Origin of the sequence: Mycobacterium shottsii, assembly GCF_010728525.1 — a bacterium.
GTDB classification, from domain to species: Bacteria; Actinomycetota; Actinomycetes; order Mycobacteriales; family Mycobacteriaceae; genus Mycobacterium; species Mycobacterium marinum.
Map to the genome: position 1 here is coordinate 3,771,165 of NZ_AP022572.1, position 15,769 is coordinate 3,786,933.

Below are 15,769 nucleotides of genomic sequence, written 5' to 3' on the forward strand. Positions count from 1 at the left end.
GGGCCGCGGGCAGAATGACATCACTCATGGTCGCGCTTCCCCCATTGGTTTCCAGCCGTCCTGATGCCTGCGAGTATCGCACCGGAGAGTGAATCGCTTCATGAATATCTGCTGCCGCGACACCGCCGCGGCAGCACGGCGACGGCGGGCAGCGCCGAATCGATCATTCCCGCGGCGTCGGCTTCATCGACCCGATGAAGTAGGTCTCTTGGCCGGTCGGGTATCCGCCGCCGTCGGTGGCGATATGCACGTGGTCGTAGTGGTTGAGCGTTTCGGAGCCGTAGTCCGCCGTCCAGCTCGGCGCCCCGATGCCCGGGTAGATCTTCTGCCGCCAGATCACGTGAAGCACACCCCAGCGCTTGGCGTTGGCCAACGCGTAGCCGGCGATCTGGTTGCCCAGCTCGATTCCCGCGGGGCTGCCGTGGTCGGGGATCATCACGTCGATGGCCAACCCGTTGGGATGCCACTTCAACGGATCCTGCCGGAACCCGCCGATGGTGGTGATCTGAGGAAACAAGACGCTGATGGCGCGGGCCGCCCAGATGGTCTTGACCTGCAACCCACTTTCCGGCGCGACACCGGAGGGCAGCGAGAACTGGAATTCCTGAGCTGCCACCGGCGCGTTCGCCGCCAGCGATTGGGCCTCCACCGGACTGGCGGTGTGCGGCGCGCTGACCGGTGCGGGTGCCGGGGATGCGGGGGACACCGGAGCGGCCGCCGGCGGCTCGACACAACAGGGAGGCTTGGCGTTCTGGGCGTAGATCATGGCGGCCGACAAGGCCAGCGAGGCCGCGAATGCCAACCACCGGCCCCGGCCATTGCCGAAGACGTTAATGCCCACGAAACAGCACTCTAGTGTCGGGTGAGACGGGTGGGACAGTGTTTTGGCCGTTGGGTTTCTGGCTTTGTGCGCCGGCGGATGCTCGACGGGATCGGGGCGGTGCCGCCCGCGGTCGGGTCAGAACTGCGAAGGTCCATAATTGGGTTCGACGCCAAAGCATCGGCACTGGTTGGTCGATGACGACGGCTTGTTCGGGATCAGCTTGACCCAGAACCGGTTTCGTGGTCAGTCGCTTCAGGAACGGGAGTCGCATGTGTACCCGCATTCTCTACAAGACCGGCACGGGGACCTACGTCACCGGACGCGGCATGGACTGGAACGACCTGGACATGCAGACGGACTGCTGGGTGTTTCCCCGCGGCATGCGCCGCGACGGCGGGGTGGGGGCGGGGTCGATCACGTGGACCTCGAAGTACGGCTCGGTCATCCTGAGCGTCTACGAACTGGCGACCTCCGACGGCGTCAACGAAGCGGGGATGGTGGGCAACCTGCTCTACCTGACCGAGTCCGATTACGGCGACCAGGGCGCCCGGTCCAAGCCGACGGTCTCGGTGGGGGCCTGGCTGCAATACCTGCTCGACAATTTCGGCACCGTCGCTGAGGCGGTCGAGGCGATGAGCGCCGATCCGATGATGGTGGTCTCGGCCGACGCGCCGAACGGACGTGCCGCCTCGGTGCATGTCGCGTTGTCCGACGCCGGTGGCGATTCGGCGATCTTCGAGTACCTCGACGCCAAGCTGGTCATCCACCACAGTCGTGACCACACTGTGTTGACGAATTCGCCGGTATTCGAGCAGCAACTTGCCATCAATACCTACTGGGACCTGATCGGCGGGCACAACATGCTGCCGGGAACCATCACCTCCGCGGACCGCTTCGTGCGCGCCAGCTACGCCCTGAAGGCGTCACCGCAATTCAGTGACCGGCGCCAAGCGGTGGCGGCGGTGTTCTCGCAGATGCGCTCGATCGGCGTGCCGCTGGGTATGAGTGACCCCGACAAGCCCAACATCGCGTCCACGTTGTGGCGATCGGTGGTCGACCACGACGCCCGGCGCTACTACTTCGACTCGGTGATCAACCCGTCGGTGATCTGGGTCGATCTCGACAAGGTCGATCTGACGCCCGGCGCGCAACCGATGAAGCTCACCGTCGGTGTCCCCGACGATCAGGGCGGCGATGTGTCGCAGAAGTTCGAGCCGGCCGCGCCGTTCCACTTCCTGGCACCGACTCCGCGCTGAGCTGCCTCGCGGCGACTCGGCGGCGGTGCCTGGCCGGATTCGGGCTACTCGTCGCCATTGGGTTGAGCAAATTCATCGGCGGCTAGTCTGTTGCCTTACAACTGGCTTACATTTGCCCTATAAATGTCCAACGAATCTGTGCGTCTTCGAGAGGTAGCGATATGCCTGTTCCGTCATCCGCGGTCTTCGAGCGTCTACTGGGCCTTGCCGCGATCAAGGACGTCGATGCTCGTCCGACCCGGACCATCGACGAGGTCTTTACTGGCAAAACCGTTGACCACCATCCCGGTCGGCACCGCCGAAGACGTCGAGGCAGCGTTTGCCGAAGCTCGCGCGGCACAAGCCAACTGGGCGAAGCGTCCGGTCAGCGAACGCGCGGAGGTCATCCGCCGCTACCGCGACCTGGTCATCGAGAACCGCGAGTTTCTGATGGACCTGCTGCAGGCCGAGGCTGGCAAGGCGCGCTGGGCGGCGCAGGAGGAAGTCGTCGACCTGGTAGCCAACGCCAACTACTACGCACGTGTGTCCGCGGGCCTGCTGAAGCCCCGCACGGTACAGGCGCTGCTGCCCGGGATCGGCAAGACCACAGTCGGCTACCAGCCCAAAGGCGTGGTCGGGGTGATTTCGCCATGGACTTACCCCATGACGCTCACGGCGTCGGACTCGGTTCCCGCGCTGATCGCGGGTAATGCGGTGGTGCTCAAGCCGGACAGCCAGACGCCGTAATGCGCACTGGCGTGCGCCGAGCTGCTGTACCGGGCCGGCCTGCCGCGCGCGTTGTATGCGGTTGTGCGGGGGCCGGGCTCGGTGGTGGGTACCGCGATCGCCGATAACTGCGACTACCCGATGTTCACCGGTTCGTCGGCGACGGGCGGCCGGCTTGCCGAGCACGCCGGCCGTCGGCTCATCGGTTTCTCGGCCGAACTCGGCGGCAAGAACGCGATGATCGTGACGCGCGGCGTCAACCTCGACAAGGTGGCCAAGGCGGCCACCCGCGCCTGCTTCTCCAACGCGAGCCAATTGTGCATCTCCATCGAGCGGATCTACGTCGAGAAAGACATCGCCGACGATTTCACCCGCAAGTTCGGCGATGCGGTGCGAGGCATGAAGCTCGGTACCGCCTACGACTTCTCGGTCGACATGGGCAGCTTGATCTCCGAGGGACAGCTCAAGACCGTGTCCGGCCACGTGGATGACGCAACGGCCAAGGGCGCCAAGGTGATTGCGGGCGGCAAGGCTCGACCCGATGTCGGGCCGCTGTTCTACGAGCCGACCGTGCTGACCGATGTCACCCACGAAATGGAATGCGCGGACAACGAAACGTTTGGGCCGCTCGTCTCGATCTACCCGGTTGCCGACGTCGAGGAGGCCGTTGAGAGGGCCAACGACACCGAATACGGGCTCAACGCCAGCGTATGGGCGGGCTCGACCGCCGAGGGGGAGAAGATCGCCTCCCGGTTGCGGTCGGGAACGGTGAACGTCAACGAGGGCTATGCCTTCGCCTGGGGAAGCCTGAGCGCACCGATGGGCGGCATGGGGATCTCCGGGGTCGGCCGCAGGTACGGTCCCGAGGGGCTGCTCAAGTACACCGAATCGCAGACGATAGCCACCGCTCGCGTATTCAACCTCGATCCGCCGATGGGCGTCCCGCCCACCCTCTGGCAGAAGTCGCTCTTGCCGATCGTGCGCACGGTGATGAAGCTGCCCGGGCGGAAGTGACCGCTAGCCGCCGCGGGTTGCCGTCGCGGCCTGGGGTGGCCAGGCGAATGCATCCACCCCGGTGTCGATCTGTTGGCGCGTGCGCTTGTCCAGATCGGTGATGACCAGCGGCTTGCCCGGTGAGCTCTCCAGGTAGGCGACCACGTCGCCGGCTCCCCACCGGGGGCCCTGGACCTCGGCTGCGACGTTGGCCGCAATCGTTTGCGGCGCGCCGCCCGAGACGTCGAGAACCTGCAGGCTTTTCGAGGATTCGCCTTCGCCGCTCCGGGTTTCGGTGAAAGCCAGCTCGCCGGAGGACAGCGCCGCGAGATCGGAGTAGTAGGAGCCGGCTCTGGCGAACACCGTCCTGGGAGCTCCAGCCGGATCGGTGCCAGTGCCGCCGGGTGCGGTGGCGGAATAGATGCCACCGTCGCGAAGCGCAAACGGGATCTCGGTGAAGTTCGGAACGGAGGCATCCCCGTTGGTGAACAGGATCGACCGACCGTCGCTGCCGTAGGTCACCGAATACGCGTTGGTGTCCATCACGACCGGAGCCGAGGCCGCGCCGACCTCGAGGGCATTGACGTCAATAGGGGACACGTCGCTGCGCGCGTTCGCCCACGCGATGTAGTTGCCGCCCGGCGCCCACGCGTATTGATCGGCGGCGGCCGGGCGCTGCGGCGGCGAGAGCACCGAGCCGGTGTCGGCGGTCGCGACGATCAGTAGACCGCCGGCCATGGTGCCGTTGCTGTCGTTCTGCAGGAACGCGATCTGCTTGCCGGTTGGTGACCAGCGCGGGTTGACGATCTGCCCGAGCCGATGCCCGGGGGTCGGCGGTAGGGCGGCGGGGTCCACGAGTCGGTGGGGCGCCGCCGCCGGCGCATCCTCGGTCAGATCGAGCACCCACAGCTCACCGCCGTAGTCGGAGGCGCTGTTCTTGTGGACATACGCCACCCGCGTGCCGTCGGGGGACGGCGCCGGCTGCGTGTCGGCCGGTCCGTCGGTGAGCTTGCGTCCGGGGGTTCCGGCGGGGTCGCTCACATACAGCGAACCCGCCTTGGCATAGAAGAGCGCCGGCATCGAGGTTCCAGTGTTGGCGGTGGAGCGCTTGCTTGACGGCGGTGAGCCCGAATCGGCCGCTGGACTGCAGGCCGCCACCATCAGTACCACAAGGTATGCCACTATCGGGGCGGCTGAGCGACGCCAGGCCATGTATTCCACCTTATAGGTTCCCGGCGACTGCGCATGCGGCGAACAGCGGCGCGGGCGTCATCGGTGGGTGCTTCGGCCGCACCGCCGTTGCGCGCGTCGGTGTTTGGAACTAGCGTTGAAAGGCGAGCCGAAATCATCTGCTGTACAACGGAGTTCTGTCGCGGGAACGGATTCCCGACGAGGCCGCGTGGCAGCGGGTTTCGGCATCGGGCGCGAAAGTTCAACGAGGACAGGGGCCTTGTCGCGGTCCGGCGATTCGCCGGCGCGAGGTCACCTATCGACCATGCGATCCGAGCAGTCGCTAGAAGTTGCGCCGTATACTCATCGGCGTCACCGAGGTCAGGTCACCCGCTGAAATCACGGTCTTTGCGACCCGCGTCAATGCCTGGAACAACGCGTCCAGCTCGGCGTCGTCGAGACCGTCAAAGGCGCGCAGCGCCAGCGCATCGGTGGTGTTCTCCAGGTGCTCATGCAATTCGCGCCCGGCGGGCGCCAACGATCCTTCTTCGGTGAGCAGGCCGCGGCCGACCAGGCTGTTGACACAGGCTTGCCACTCGGCGTCGTCATAGTGGCGGGTTAGTTTCATGTAGTCGTTGGGGACCCCGTCGGCCGCGCAGTGGAACACATTTGACTTGCGTCCGGAGACGCCGGCAGCCACCAGCACCGCTACGTGGCTGTCCCCGCGATGCTCGCGCAGCAGGGTCGTTGCGTGCCACAACGCCGCGACCGGATCCTCTGGCCACGGCAGGGCGCGATTGGCGGCAAACAATGCGCGCCCCTCCAGCGAAGCCTGGCGGGCGGCGCTGCCGGCCAGCCGGGCAGCGCTGCGCGCGTTGTCGTCGTCGGTGAGCCCGTAACGCCCTAGGGCAGCCACCGCCGAATCTTGGCGAGCCTGCAGCGCCAGCCGCGGCTCGGAGATGTCCCAGGCCGCGGGTAGGGCCTTGGCCACCCGTGTGGGTGCGAAGTTGTAGAAGGTGGCTGTCACGACCTCCGGCGCGACCTGGCCCAGCGGGGCCGATCGGGCGGCGAAATAGCCCATCCAAAATCCGCGGTACCCAAGGTTGGCCAGGGCTGCCCGGGCCTCCGGAGCAAAATAGGTGACGGCGTGGATGGGTTCGAAGCGATCGTATAAACGCCGCGCCAACTCGGGTGTGCGTTGCATTCCCGAAGCTAACCACTTGGTGGCGCCCCGCGGGAGCGCACCCGCCCCGATGGGCCCCGCGGCGGCCGCCAGCACCGTGATCGCCCGGACTCGGGTCGGAAGGTCGCCTACGAGTTTTGCCGATTGATTGGCTAATGTCGCTGGACGGCGCCTTTGGTTTCCGGTGAGCCCGCGGTATGTCCCGGCACCGAAGACGTCGCGCTCGAGGCCTGTCGATACGCGCCGGTGCGTACCCGACTGCCCACCCAGAAACGGAGTCAGCGATGAGCGCACGCGCGCAAACCGGGACCATCTCGACGCACGTACCCGCACGGCTGGACCGGTTGCCGTGGGGACGATTCCACTGGCGCGTCGTGATCGGGCTTGGCGGCGTGTGGGTCCTCGACGGGCTCGAAGTCACCATGGTCGGCAACGTTTCGGCGCGGCTGACCGAGCACGGCAGCGGCATCAACCTGACGCCCGCACAGATCGGCGTGGCGGCATCGTTCTACATCGCCGGGGCCTGCCTGGGGGCACTGTTCTTCGGCCACCTCACCGACCGCTTCGGGCGGCGCAACCTGTTTCTGCTGACCCTCGCGGTGTACCTGACGGCCACCGTGGCCACCGCATTTGCCTTCGCACCTTGGTATTTCTTCATTGCGCGTTTCTTCACCGGCTCCGGCATCGGGGGAGAGTACGCCGCGATCAACTCGGCGATCGACGAACTGATACCCGCCCGCGTGCGCGGCCGTGTTGACCTGATCATCAACGGCACCTATTGGCTGGGTTCGGCCGCTGGAGCAGCCGGAGCGCTGGTCCTGTTGGACACCTCGAACTTCGCGCCCAACATGGGGTGGCGGCTCGCCTTCGGCTTGGGTGCCATCTTCGGCATCTTTGTGTTGCTGGTCCGGCGCAACGTCCCGGAAAGCCCACGCTGGCTGTTCATTCATGGGCGTGAGCAGGAAGCCGAGCAGATCGTTCGGGAGATCGAGGAGGAAGTAGAACGCGACACCGGCCAGCGGTTACCTGACCCGCCGGGGCGTCCGCTCAAGATACGTCAGCGTCAAAGGATTTCCTTGTGGGAGATCGCCCGGGTCGCGTTTACCCGCTATCCGCGGCGGGCCTTTCTTGGGCTGGCGCTGTTCATCGGTCAGGCGTTCCTCTACAACGGGGTCACGTTCAATCTCGGCACGTTGCTAAGTGGTTTCTACGGTGTCGAATCCGGACACGTGCCGCTGTTTTTCATCGTGTGGGCGCTGAGCAACTTTGTCGGGCCCCTGGTGCTGGGGCGACTCTTCGATACCGTCGGCCGCAAGCCCATGATCACGATGTCCTACATCGGATCCGCGGTGGTTGCCGTGGTGCTCGCGGTGATATTTGTGAACCAGACCAGCGGTGTCTGGACATTCATCATCGTGTTGGCGGCGGCGTTCTTCCTGGCATCGGCGGGTGCGAGCGCGGCCTACCTGACGGTCAGCGAGATCTTCCCGATGGAGACCCGAGCCCTGGCGATCGCCTTCTTCTACGCGGTGGGCACCGCGATCGGCGGTATCAGCGGTCCGCTGCTGTTCGGTCAGTTGATCGAGTCCGGGCAGCGTAGCCAGGTGTTCTGGTCGTTCATCATCGGTGCCGCGGTGATGGCCGTGGCGGGCCTGGTCGAACTCTGGCTCGGCATCGCCGCCGAACAGCGCCCGCTGGAGGAGTTGGCGCTGCCGCTGACCGTGGCCGATGCCGAGGACGACGACGAACCGGTCGATGGGGCGGGCGCGCGGGGTGCGCAGCACCCCGGGAGCTGAGGCGGCGCCGCCGAAAAGCCGCGGGTGGCCGGCCGGGGGACGTTACGATCGGCGTCTGATCTGCCTTCAGCATCAGGGTGCTTTCCGGGGGCGAAGCCAGGCCTTGACCGGGGCCGACGAGAGGCGCGTGATGTCGTACGTGAGCGCGGTGCCCGAGGCGGTGTCGGCTGCGGCCACCGATCTGGCCGGCATCGGTTCAACGATCGCGGCGGCCAATGCCCTCGCCGCCGTCCCGACAACCGATCTGCTGGCCGCGGCTGCCGATGAGGTGTCGACGGCCATCGCGTCGCTGTTGGGCACGCATGCCCAGACCTATCAGACCCTCAGCGCCCAGGTGGCGGCGTTTCATCGCCAGCTGGTGGAGGGCTTGCACTCGGGCGCGGCCGCCTACACCGCCGCCGAGGCCGTCAACGCTGCGGCCGCGCAGAACCTGGATCTGGCCGTGTCGTTCAGCGGGGTGCAGCTGCTGCAGCGGGGCAGTGCCAATGCCACCACCGCGAGTTTTGGCTCGCTGGCGGTCGCCGTCTGCGAGAACAGCACCGCCCGGGTCGGCGGCGGCGTATTCAACGGTGCCTGCGCCATGGGGGCCGACAGTTTCGCGGCGGTCAACGACGTCACTGGGGGCGCTGCCGCCTCCGGCGGCTTCAACATGGCCGGAGCCTTCGGCGCCAGTGTCGCGTCGGTGAACACCGCGGGCGCCGACAACGGGGCCACCGCGAGCGCGGACGGCAGCTTCAACAACGCCTGGGCCTTCGACGGCAGCGCCGCCGAAGTCAACACCGCCCGCGCGGACGGTATGGACGCCGTCGCGGGAGCCACCGGCAGCTTCAACACGGTCGGAGCCTTCGGCGGCGGCGCCGCGCTGGTCAACGATGTGACCGCCCAGACGTTCACCGGCGCTGCCAACGCCGACGCCACCGGCAGCTTCAACCGGGCCTGGGCCTTTGACCAGTACAGCGACGCCGAGGTCAACCAAGCCATCGCCAACGCCAACCTGAACGGCACCGCCACCGCCAGCATCGTGGGCGACTTCAATGTGGCCGGGGCGGTCGGCAACAGCTTGGGCACCGTCAACTTCGCCGATTCCGCCGCCACCGGCGACACCACCAGCGGCGTCGTGACCGGCAATTTCAACTCGGCCTGGGCCATCAGCGACATCCAGAACGCCGACGTGGCCACCGCCAACCCCGCGCTGGCGATGGACGGCGGCACCGCCGTCTCCCACGGCGACTTCAACGCCGTATTCGGCATCGGTGGTGGCAGCGCTATTGCCAATGGCGCCACGGCGGTAACCGCGGGCACCGCCGCCGTCAGCGGCGGCGTTTTCAACACGGCCGCGGCGATCGGCTCATCGACCTTGGCCGAAGTCAACGCCGCCAACGGCGGTGTGGCCATCGGTGCCGGAAATAATGCCTGGGCACTGGTCACCGATGCCCAGGCCAGCGCCGGTGCCGGGAACTTCAATCTCGCGCTCGCTCGCGCGTACAAGGCGGTGGCCGACGCGACCGGCGGCAACGGCATCGTCGATATCCAACCGCCGTTCTTCTGGTGAGCAGCAACCTGGACGGCTTCGGTGCCCGAAACTAGGTCCCGAAACTAGGTGAGGCCGGCGTCGACGGCCAGGCGCACCAGCCCCAGCTCGTTGCAGCGTTGTGCGAGGCCGGCCGATTCCGGATCGGGCTGCAGTCCCGCCGCGCGCAGCGTTTCGGCCAGCAATAGCTGAGCGCGCAACGCCGCCCACGGTCGTAGCGTGGCATCAATACCGGTCAACAGATCGTGAGCGCGTCGGTGGGCGTCAACGCGGTCCTGCTCCGAACCGCTGGCCGACAGCAACCGAATGGCGGACGCTTCGTCGAGTTCGTAGGTGAGCGTGACGATTCCGTCGTCACTCGAGTTGTGGCGGGTATCGCGCAGCCGGGCAGAAACCGGCGGCGAGAGGCCGATGCCCAGCCTGACCCGCTCGTGGTTGATCGCCGCTGACAGTCGCGGTAGGTGCAGCTGGTCGGCGACCGCCATCCCAGCCTCCAGCCGCTCGGACGCTGCGGCGCAATCCCCTTGCGCCGCATTGACCCTGGCGCCGGCCACAAACCGCGCTACCAGGTAGTCCACTCCGCCGCCCTCCGGGCCCAGCCGATAGCTCTCGTCGAGTAGGAGCTTGGCTTCGGTCAATTCGCCGACATCGTGCAGCATCTCACCGAGGAAGGCGCCGGCGATCCGCGTCGCGTTGGAGTTCGTTCCGCAACTCTGCGCGATCTCCACAGCTCGCCGGAACTCGGCGACCGCGGTCGCAATATCGAGCGCAAACTTGGCGGCCAAGCCCAGATAGCACTGCGCGTAGACGCTGACGAACGGGCCCATCATCTCTCGGTAGGGTGTCGCCCACGCGAAGAGGCGGCGCACTTGGTCGAACTGGAACCGGTAGAGCGCGGCGAACGCCGATACGTTTCCGGCGACCGCGGGCACCCGCGGATGAAACTTTTGCGGCCTCGAGAGTGCCTCCGCGACAAGTGTATCCACCCGGTCGACGCGGTCGGCGAACGTGTCCGCGACCGCCTGTAGCACATCGGCTTCCACCCGCAGGTCGGCTTGGGTGGCCGGGCCCGCGTGATCGAGCGCCTTCATGAACAGATTGAGCGCGGCGTCGGCGGGCACCTTGCGTTGCAGCAGGATGTTCGCCCAAGCGATGGCCAGTTGCAGCCGCTCCCGGGAGACGATCAGCCGTGGCGGCAGCTTCTTGACGATCTCGAGCAAGGTCGTCATCTTGGACTGTTCGAGCAGGTTGTTTTCGTCATCCTCGACGAAGTCGACGGCAAGAGCGGGATCGCCGGCGGCCAACGCGTGCTTGACGGCATCGTGGAGCCTGTCGTGTTCTTTGAGCCACAGCGCCGCGGTGCGGTGCAGCTGCGCGACCCGCTGCGGATCGTCGCGCTCGAGCCGGCGGCGCAGAAACTCGGCGAACATCTGGTGGTAGTGAAACCAGCCCGGTTCGCCGTCGACCGGCTGCAGAAACAGGCCACGCTGGGCGACCTGCTCCAGCAACGCTTGGCCCCGGGGCACCTGCGCCAGGGCCGAAGCCAGATCCGCGCATATTCGCTCGGGGATCGAGGTGGCCAGGACGAAATCGACGATCTCGGGTTCCAGTGAGGCCAAGACATTCTCGGCGAGGAACTCACCGATCACCTCGCTGGTGCCGCAGAGCTTGCCGACCAGCGTCGACGCGTCGGCGCCGCCTCGCACGGACAGCCCGGCCAGCTGCAGCCCGGCGGCCCAGCCATCGGTTGACTCGGTAAGCGCGGCCACATCGTTGCCGGTCAGCGATAACCCACCGAGGCTGTCGAAGAATGACGTCGCCTCGCCGGAGTCGAAACGCAAAGCCGCCGAGTCGACCTCGACCAGCTCATCGGCCAGTCGCAGTCTGCTCAACGGCAGTCCCGTCCGGGACCAGCTGGTGACGATGATCTGCAGGTGATGGCACCCGTGTTCGAGCAGAAAACTCAGGGCGGCGATGGTTTGGCTGTCGGACACGCGCTGCCAATCGTCGACGATCAGGGTGGTCGGCTCGTCGGCGTCGTGCAGGGCGTCGATGATCGACGTCAGTAGGTAGCGGCTCCCGTCATCGCCGTGCTCCTCGAGTACGTGGTCCAGTGACTCGGCTACCTTCGGATGCACCCGCCGGATCGACTCCAGCAGATGCGCCAGAAACCAGACGGGGTTGTTGTCGTCATCGTCGATCGTCAGCCACGCGACCGCGACGCCCGCGCGCACCAGTTCTTCGCGCCACTGGGCGGCCAGCGTGCTCTTGCCGTACCCCGAGGGCGCGTAGATCAGAATGAGCCGACGCCGGCCGGCCGCGCTGAGCGCGTCGGTCAACCGCCGACGGCTGACCCGCGACCGGGCGGGAACCTGGGGACGATACTTGGTCGCTGGGGTGGGCGGTGCCGGGGTGGCATGGGTGTCGTGTCCGTACGTCGACCGGGCGGTCGCCAGATCGCTGCGGGGCGCCCCCAACTCGACTGGGTGCGCCATATCGTCGACGGCGACGCCATGCTCACGCTGAACTCGGCGAAGTTGCTCACCAAACGCGGCGGCACTGTCGGGACGATCCGCGGGATCGCGCGCCATCGCCTTTTCGATCACCGAGGCCACGTCGGCCGGCAGGCCTTCCTCACGCAGATTCGGGATCGGTTGCGAGGTGATCCGCAGAAACTGGGCCACCACCTTTTCACCGCGGCGGCGCTCGAAGGCGGCATGACCGGTGATGGCGGAAAACAGTGTCGCACCAAGTGAATACACATCCGACTGCGGCGTCGGCGGTGCACCCTCGAGCACCTCGGGGGCGGTGAAAGCCGGGGAACCCGTGATCACCCCCGTCGAGGTCTGGAAACCTCCGGCGATCCGGGCGATGCCGAAGTCGGTGAGTTGCGGCTCGCCGTAATCGGAGATCAGGATGTTTCCCGGTTTGACGTCACGATGCAGCGTGCCTACCCGGTGCGCGGCTTCCAAGGCGCCGGCCACCTTGACCCCGAGCCGTACCACCTCGCCCCAGTCCAGCGGCCCGTTGCGCCGGACCAGCGCTTCCAGCGAGTCGTTCTGGTGATACGGCATTACCAGGAACGGACGGCCGGTCCCGGTGGTACCGACTTCGAGGATGGTGACGATGTGCGGGTGCCCGGACAATCGGCCCATCGCGCGTTGTTCACGCAGGAACCGATCGAGGTTGTCCGGATCGAGGTCAGCGGTCAAGACCTTGACCGCGACGGTGCGATCCAGGGACGGCTGGGAGGCGCGATAGACGATGCCGAAGCCACCGCGTCCGACTTCGGCGACGTTCTCGAATCCGGCATCGATGAGCTCGCCGGGGATACCCGAAATGCCACCCCGCTGGGCAGGGTGTGCCTGCGTTGTGTACGGAGCATCCTCAGCCATCGATGGTCACCATCCCTCGCTGAAACACCACCGTAACGCCCAGTCGCTCGGGTGCACAGGCCCCGGCAAGCATCACGAGAAATGCCCGTGAAGCGTCCTCGGTGCATCACGTAAAAATGCCCGCGAAACGGTCGATCCTTGGCAGGCATGGGAAGTGGGCTGTCGATGTCGTCTCGGGCCGAGATCACCGCGAAGTTCGCCAGGGCGTATGTGGGGGCGCCGAAGGCGGACAAGGGGCAGATTCTGGATCAGGTGGTGGCGGTCACCGGCTGGTCGCGTGACAACGCCAGGCGGCGGTTGAGGGCGGCGGCCGCGCCGCCGGGAGCGGGTCGGCAGGTCGCCAAACGGACTCGCCGGCAACGCAATCCGAAGTACTCCTAGGATGCGCTCAAGGTGTTGCAGAAGGTGTGGGCGGCCTCAGGCGGGCAGTGCGGCCGGTATCTGGCCGCTTCCATGGCACTTCAGTTGGATGCTCTAGAACGCCACGGCGAACTGGTGGACGGCCGTGACCGTTACGGCCCGGCGGTGCGTGCCGAGCTGTTGGCGATGAGCAGCGCCACGATCGACCGCTACCTGCGCGGCGCCAAGGCCCGCGACCAGATCTCGGGTGTGTCGACGACGAAACCCTCCCCGCTGCTGCGGTCCTCGATCACCATCTGCAAAGCAGGCGATGAGGCCGAAGAATCTCCGGGGTTCTTCGAAGGCGACACCGTGGCGCACTGCGGCCCGACACTGAAAGGTGAGTTCGCCCGCACGGTCAACCTCACCGACATGCACATCGGCTGGGTGTTCACCCGCACGGTGCGCAACAACGCCCACCCCCACATCCTGGGCGCCCTCAAAACCGGAATTACTAAAATCCCTATAAGGTAACGGGTTTGGACTTCGACAACGGCACCGAATTCCTCAATAAGGCGGTCATCAAGTGGGCCGCGGACATGGAGATCTTCTTCACCCGCTCACGGCCCTACAAGAAGAACGACCAGGCCACCATCGAGTCCAAAAACAACCACCTCGTGCGTCGCTACGGGTTCTACTACCGCTACGACACCGACGAAGAACGCGCCGTGCTCAACCGGCTGTGGCACCTGGTCAACGACCGGCTCAACTACCTGACCCCCACCATCAAACCCATCAGCTACGGCTGCAGCCGCGACGGTCACCGCCGCCGGCTCTACGACAAGCCCCAGACCCCCCTGGACCGGCTGCTGGCCGCCGGAGTCCTCTCAGCGGCCCAACAAACAGAGCTGCTCACCTACCGCAACAGCCTCAACCCGCCGCGATCGCCCACCAGATCGCCGACCTGCAAGCCGCCCTGCTCAGACTCGCCAAAGACAAGACCGAACAGCTCTACCCCGCCGCCATACCCGCCGCTCTACCCGCCCTCAAAGCCGGCATCCGCATCAAAAGCAAGACCACCACCTGACCCCGATTTCGCGGGCATTCCTTACCTGATGCATGAACCAGGTTTCGCAGGCATCTTGACTTGATGCATCACGATCCATTCTGGCCTGTGTCGCGACCACGACTTAGCTCAAGGGTAGTCAGCACCAGCTAGGTCCTGTCTGCTAATTGCGGACGCGGTGGTAGGTGATGATGGCGGCCAGGGTGACACCGCCGAGGTAGGTCAGGGCGTATTTGTCGTAGCAGGTGGCGACCGCGCGCCAGTGTTTGAGCCGGTTGAAGCTTCGCTCGACGGTGTTGCGGTGCTTGTAGATTCGGCCTGAGAACCCCGGAGGCCGTCCTCCGTTGCGGCCTTTGGCTTTGCGGCGGGTGATCTGGTCGCTGCGCTCGGGGATGGTATGGGCGATCTTGAGCCGGCGCAGCTGTGCCCGCGTCGAGTCATAGGAGTACGCCTTGTCCGCCAGCAGGTGATACGGGGCGTATGAGTTGCTGCACCGGGCGGCCAGCAATGGCCAAAGCATCGGATTATCACCGGCTTGACCGGCCGACAGTGCCAGGGTGACCGGACTGCACAGCTGGTCGGTCAAGGCGTGGATCTTGGTAGTCAGCCCGCCGCGGGAACGCCCAATGGCGTGGTCATCGGGCTCATCGAGATATTTCTTGTAATTCGACAGATCCCCCTGTGCGGCGCCCGGGGCGCGCTCCGGCTGCGTGTTGGTGGGCGCGCACACTGGTCGAATCGACCGACAACAGTGCGCCCAGGTCGGCGTCCTCGGCGTCGAGGTCAGAGGCGATCGCCGCGAAGATCCGCGCGTAGATGCCATCGACCGACCAGCGTAGATGCCTCTCGGCCACCGATTGCCAGGGACCGAAGTGCTCGGGCAGGTCACACCACGGAGATCCCGTACGGTAACGCCAGATAATGCCCTCCAGAGTACGTCGATGATCGTTCCACGGCCGGCCACGCCGCCGCCCCGCAGGCAACACCGCCACGATCAGCGACCACAAATCATCAGAAATCGCATGCGTCCGCATCACCCAAACAGCATCAGCCAAAACGCCATTCACATTAAGCAGACACGCCCTAGGCGGATTCTGCGCTGACCCAGGCGCGGGCTTCCTCGGCTTGCGTCGGCGTGAAGGTGCGCAGCTCGCCGGGCATCAGGAACCCGACGAATTTCACTGTCTGCTTGATCCATTCGATGTCGGTGACCACGGCAAACCGCTCCCAGCGGAGGAAGTGGCTGAATCCCAGCTTGGTGTCCTCCCACATGGCTCCAGGGTCAAAGCCGCCGAAATCCGAACCGATTTCGTAGTAGATGCGCACCTTGTCGTGGTTGAGTAGCCGCTTCTCGATATCGGGGATGACCACCGTCTCGTAGTCGTCCTTGGTGACATGCCCGTGACACACGAATGCCGCTACCTCGTCAGGAAAATCCGTCAATACCTCAATCATGCTGTCCTCCTCGTCGAGTGACTCGCACCCGTCCGGCCGGGCGCGCCGGTGGATGCA

General features: G+C 66.0%; 10 protein-coding genes and 3 pseudogenes. 7 read left to right on the top strand and 6 right to left on the bottom strand.

What is annotated here, in order from left to right; genetic code table 11:
• Positions 1 to 163: 163 nt before the first annotated feature.
• Positions 164 to 933: pseudogene (locus tag G6N41_RS17350) on the bottom strand (glycoside hydrolase).
• 159 nt (positions 934 to 1,092) lie between these two features.
• On the opposite strand from G6N41_RS17350, the gene G6N41_RS17355 reads away from it, so the two are divergent.
• Both G6N41_RS17355 and G6N41_RS17360 read left to right on the top strand, forming a co-directional pair.
• Complete coding sequence (locus G6N41_RS17355; RefSeq protein ID WP_038579598.1) at positions 1,093 to 2,079, top strand: linear amide C-N hydrolase; 987 nt, start codon at positions 1,093 to 1,095, stop codon at positions 2,077 to 2,079.
• 161 nt (positions 2,080 to 2,240) lie between these two features.
• A pseudogene (locus G6N41_RS17360) lies at positions 2,241 to 3,798 on the top strand (succinic semialdehyde dehydrogenase).
• Between the two features lie 3 nt (positions 3,799 to 3,801).
• Here G6N41_RS17360 and G6N41_RS17365 read toward each other — a convergent pair.
• On the bottom strand, positions 3,802 to 4,989 hold the full coding sequence (locus tag G6N41_RS17365) for a TolB-like translocation protein (RefSeq protein WP_198965239.1): 1,188 nt from the start codon (positions 4,987 to 4,989) through the stop codon (positions 3,802 to 3,804).
• A 301-nt stretch (positions 4,990 to 5,290) separates the two neighbouring features.
• On the bottom strand, positions 5,291 to 6,151 hold the full coding sequence (locus tag G6N41_RS17370) for an SCO6745 family protein (RefSeq protein ID WP_198965240.1): 861 nt from the start codon (positions 6,149 to 6,151) through the stop codon (positions 5,291 to 5,293).
• A 263-nt stretch (positions 6,152 to 6,414) separates the two neighbouring features.
• On the opposite strand from G6N41_RS17370, the gene G6N41_RS17375 reads away from it, so the two are divergent.
• Complete coding sequence (locus G6N41_RS17375) at positions 6,415 to 7,926, top strand: MFS transporter (RefSeq protein ID WP_198965241.1); 1,512 nt, start codon at positions 6,415 to 6,417, stop codon at positions 7,924 to 7,926.
• Positions 7,927 to 8,056: 130 nt separating this feature from the next.
• Positions 8,057 to 9,478 (top strand): PE family protein, encoded by a 1,422-nt coding sequence (locus G6N41_RS17380; protein WP_198965242.1) that lies wholly within the window; start codon positions 8,057 to 8,059, stop codon positions 9,476 to 9,478.
• 44 nt (positions 9,479 to 9,522) lie between these two features.
• Here the strand turns inward: G6N41_RS17380 and G6N41_RS17385 are convergent, their stop codons facing one another.
• A complete protein-coding gene (locus tag G6N41_RS17385; RefSeq protein ID WP_231608559.1) occupies positions 9,523 to 12,852 on the bottom strand; it encodes a serine/threonine-protein kinase in 3,330 nt (1,109 codons plus the stop codon).
• A gap of 165 nt (positions 12,853 to 13,017) precedes the next feature.
• On the opposite strand from G6N41_RS17385, the gene G6N41_RS17390 reads away from it, so the two are divergent.
• The 3 genes from G6N41_RS17390 to G6N41_RS28770 all read left to right on the top strand — a co-directional run bounded on the left by G6N41_RS17390 (position 13,018) and on the right by G6N41_RS28770 (position 14,342).
• Positions 13,018 to 13,233: a hypothetical protein gene (locus G6N41_RS17390; RefSeq protein WP_198968062.1), complete on the top strand. Its 216-nt coding sequence runs from the start codon at positions 13,018 to 13,020 to the stop codon at positions 13,231 to 13,233.
• A gap of 72 nt (positions 13,234 to 13,305) precedes the next feature.
• On the top strand, positions 13,306 to 13,725 hold the full coding sequence (locus tag G6N41_RS17395; protein ID WP_198913147.1) for a hypothetical protein: 420 nt from the start codon (positions 13,306 to 13,308) through the stop codon (positions 13,723 to 13,725).
• Positions 13,726 to 13,730: 5 nt separating this feature from the next.
• Positions 13,731 to 14,342 (top strand): hypothetical protein, encoded by a 612-nt coding sequence (locus G6N41_RS28770; protein WP_231608560.1) that lies wholly within the window; start codon positions 13,731 to 13,733, stop codon positions 14,340 to 14,342.
• Positions 14,343 to 14,420: 78 nt separating this feature from the next.
• Here the strand turns inward: G6N41_RS28770 and G6N41_RS17405 are convergent.
• Both G6N41_RS17405 and G6N41_RS17410 read right to left on the bottom strand, forming a co-directional pair.
• A pseudogene (locus G6N41_RS17405) lies at positions 14,421 to 15,294 on the bottom strand (IS5 family transposase).
• Positions 15,295 to 15,340: 46 nt separating this feature from the next.
• Complete coding sequence (locus G6N41_RS17410; RefSeq protein ID WP_020728852.1) at positions 15,341 to 15,712, bottom strand: SpoIIAA family protein; 372 nt, start codon at positions 15,710 to 15,712, stop codon at positions 15,341 to 15,343.
• Positions 15,713 to 15,769 lie beyond the last annotated feature (57 nt).

Coding starts and splice junctions, on each gene's coding strand:
- G6N41_RS17365 (WP_198965239.1), bottom strand. CDS start 4,989: ATGGCCTGGCGTCGCTCAGCCGCCCCGATAGTGGCATACCTTGTGGTA.
- G6N41_RS17375 (WP_198965241.1), top strand. CDS start 6,415: ATGAGCGCACGCGCGCAAACCGGGACCATCTCGACGCACGTACCCGCA.
- G6N41_RS17395 (WP_198913147.1), top strand. CDS start 13,306: ATGGCACTTCAGTTGGATGCTCTAGAACGCCACGGCGAACTGGTGGAC.
- G6N41_RS17390 (WP_198968062.1), top strand. CDS start 13,018: ATGTCGTCTCGGGCCGAGATCACCGCGAAGTTCGCCAGGGCGTATGTG.
- G6N41_RS17355 (WP_038579598.1), top strand. CDS start 1,093: ATGTGTACCCGCATTCTCTACAAGACCGGCACGGGGACCTACGTCACC.
- G6N41_RS17385 (WP_231608559.1), bottom strand. CDS start 12,852: ATGGCTGAGGATGCTCCGTACACAACGCAGGCACACCCTGCCCAGCGG.
- G6N41_RS17410 (WP_020728852.1), bottom strand. CDS start 15,712: ATGATTGAGGTATTGACGGATTTTCCTGACGAGGTAGCGGCATTCGTG.
- G6N41_RS17380 (WP_198965242.1), top strand. CDS start 8,057: ATGTCGTACGTGAGCGCGGTGCCCGAGGCGGTGTCGGCTGCGGCCACC.
- G6N41_RS17370 (WP_198965240.1), bottom strand. CDS start 6,151: ATGCAACGCACACCCGAGTTGGCGCGGCGTTTATACGATCGCTTCGAA.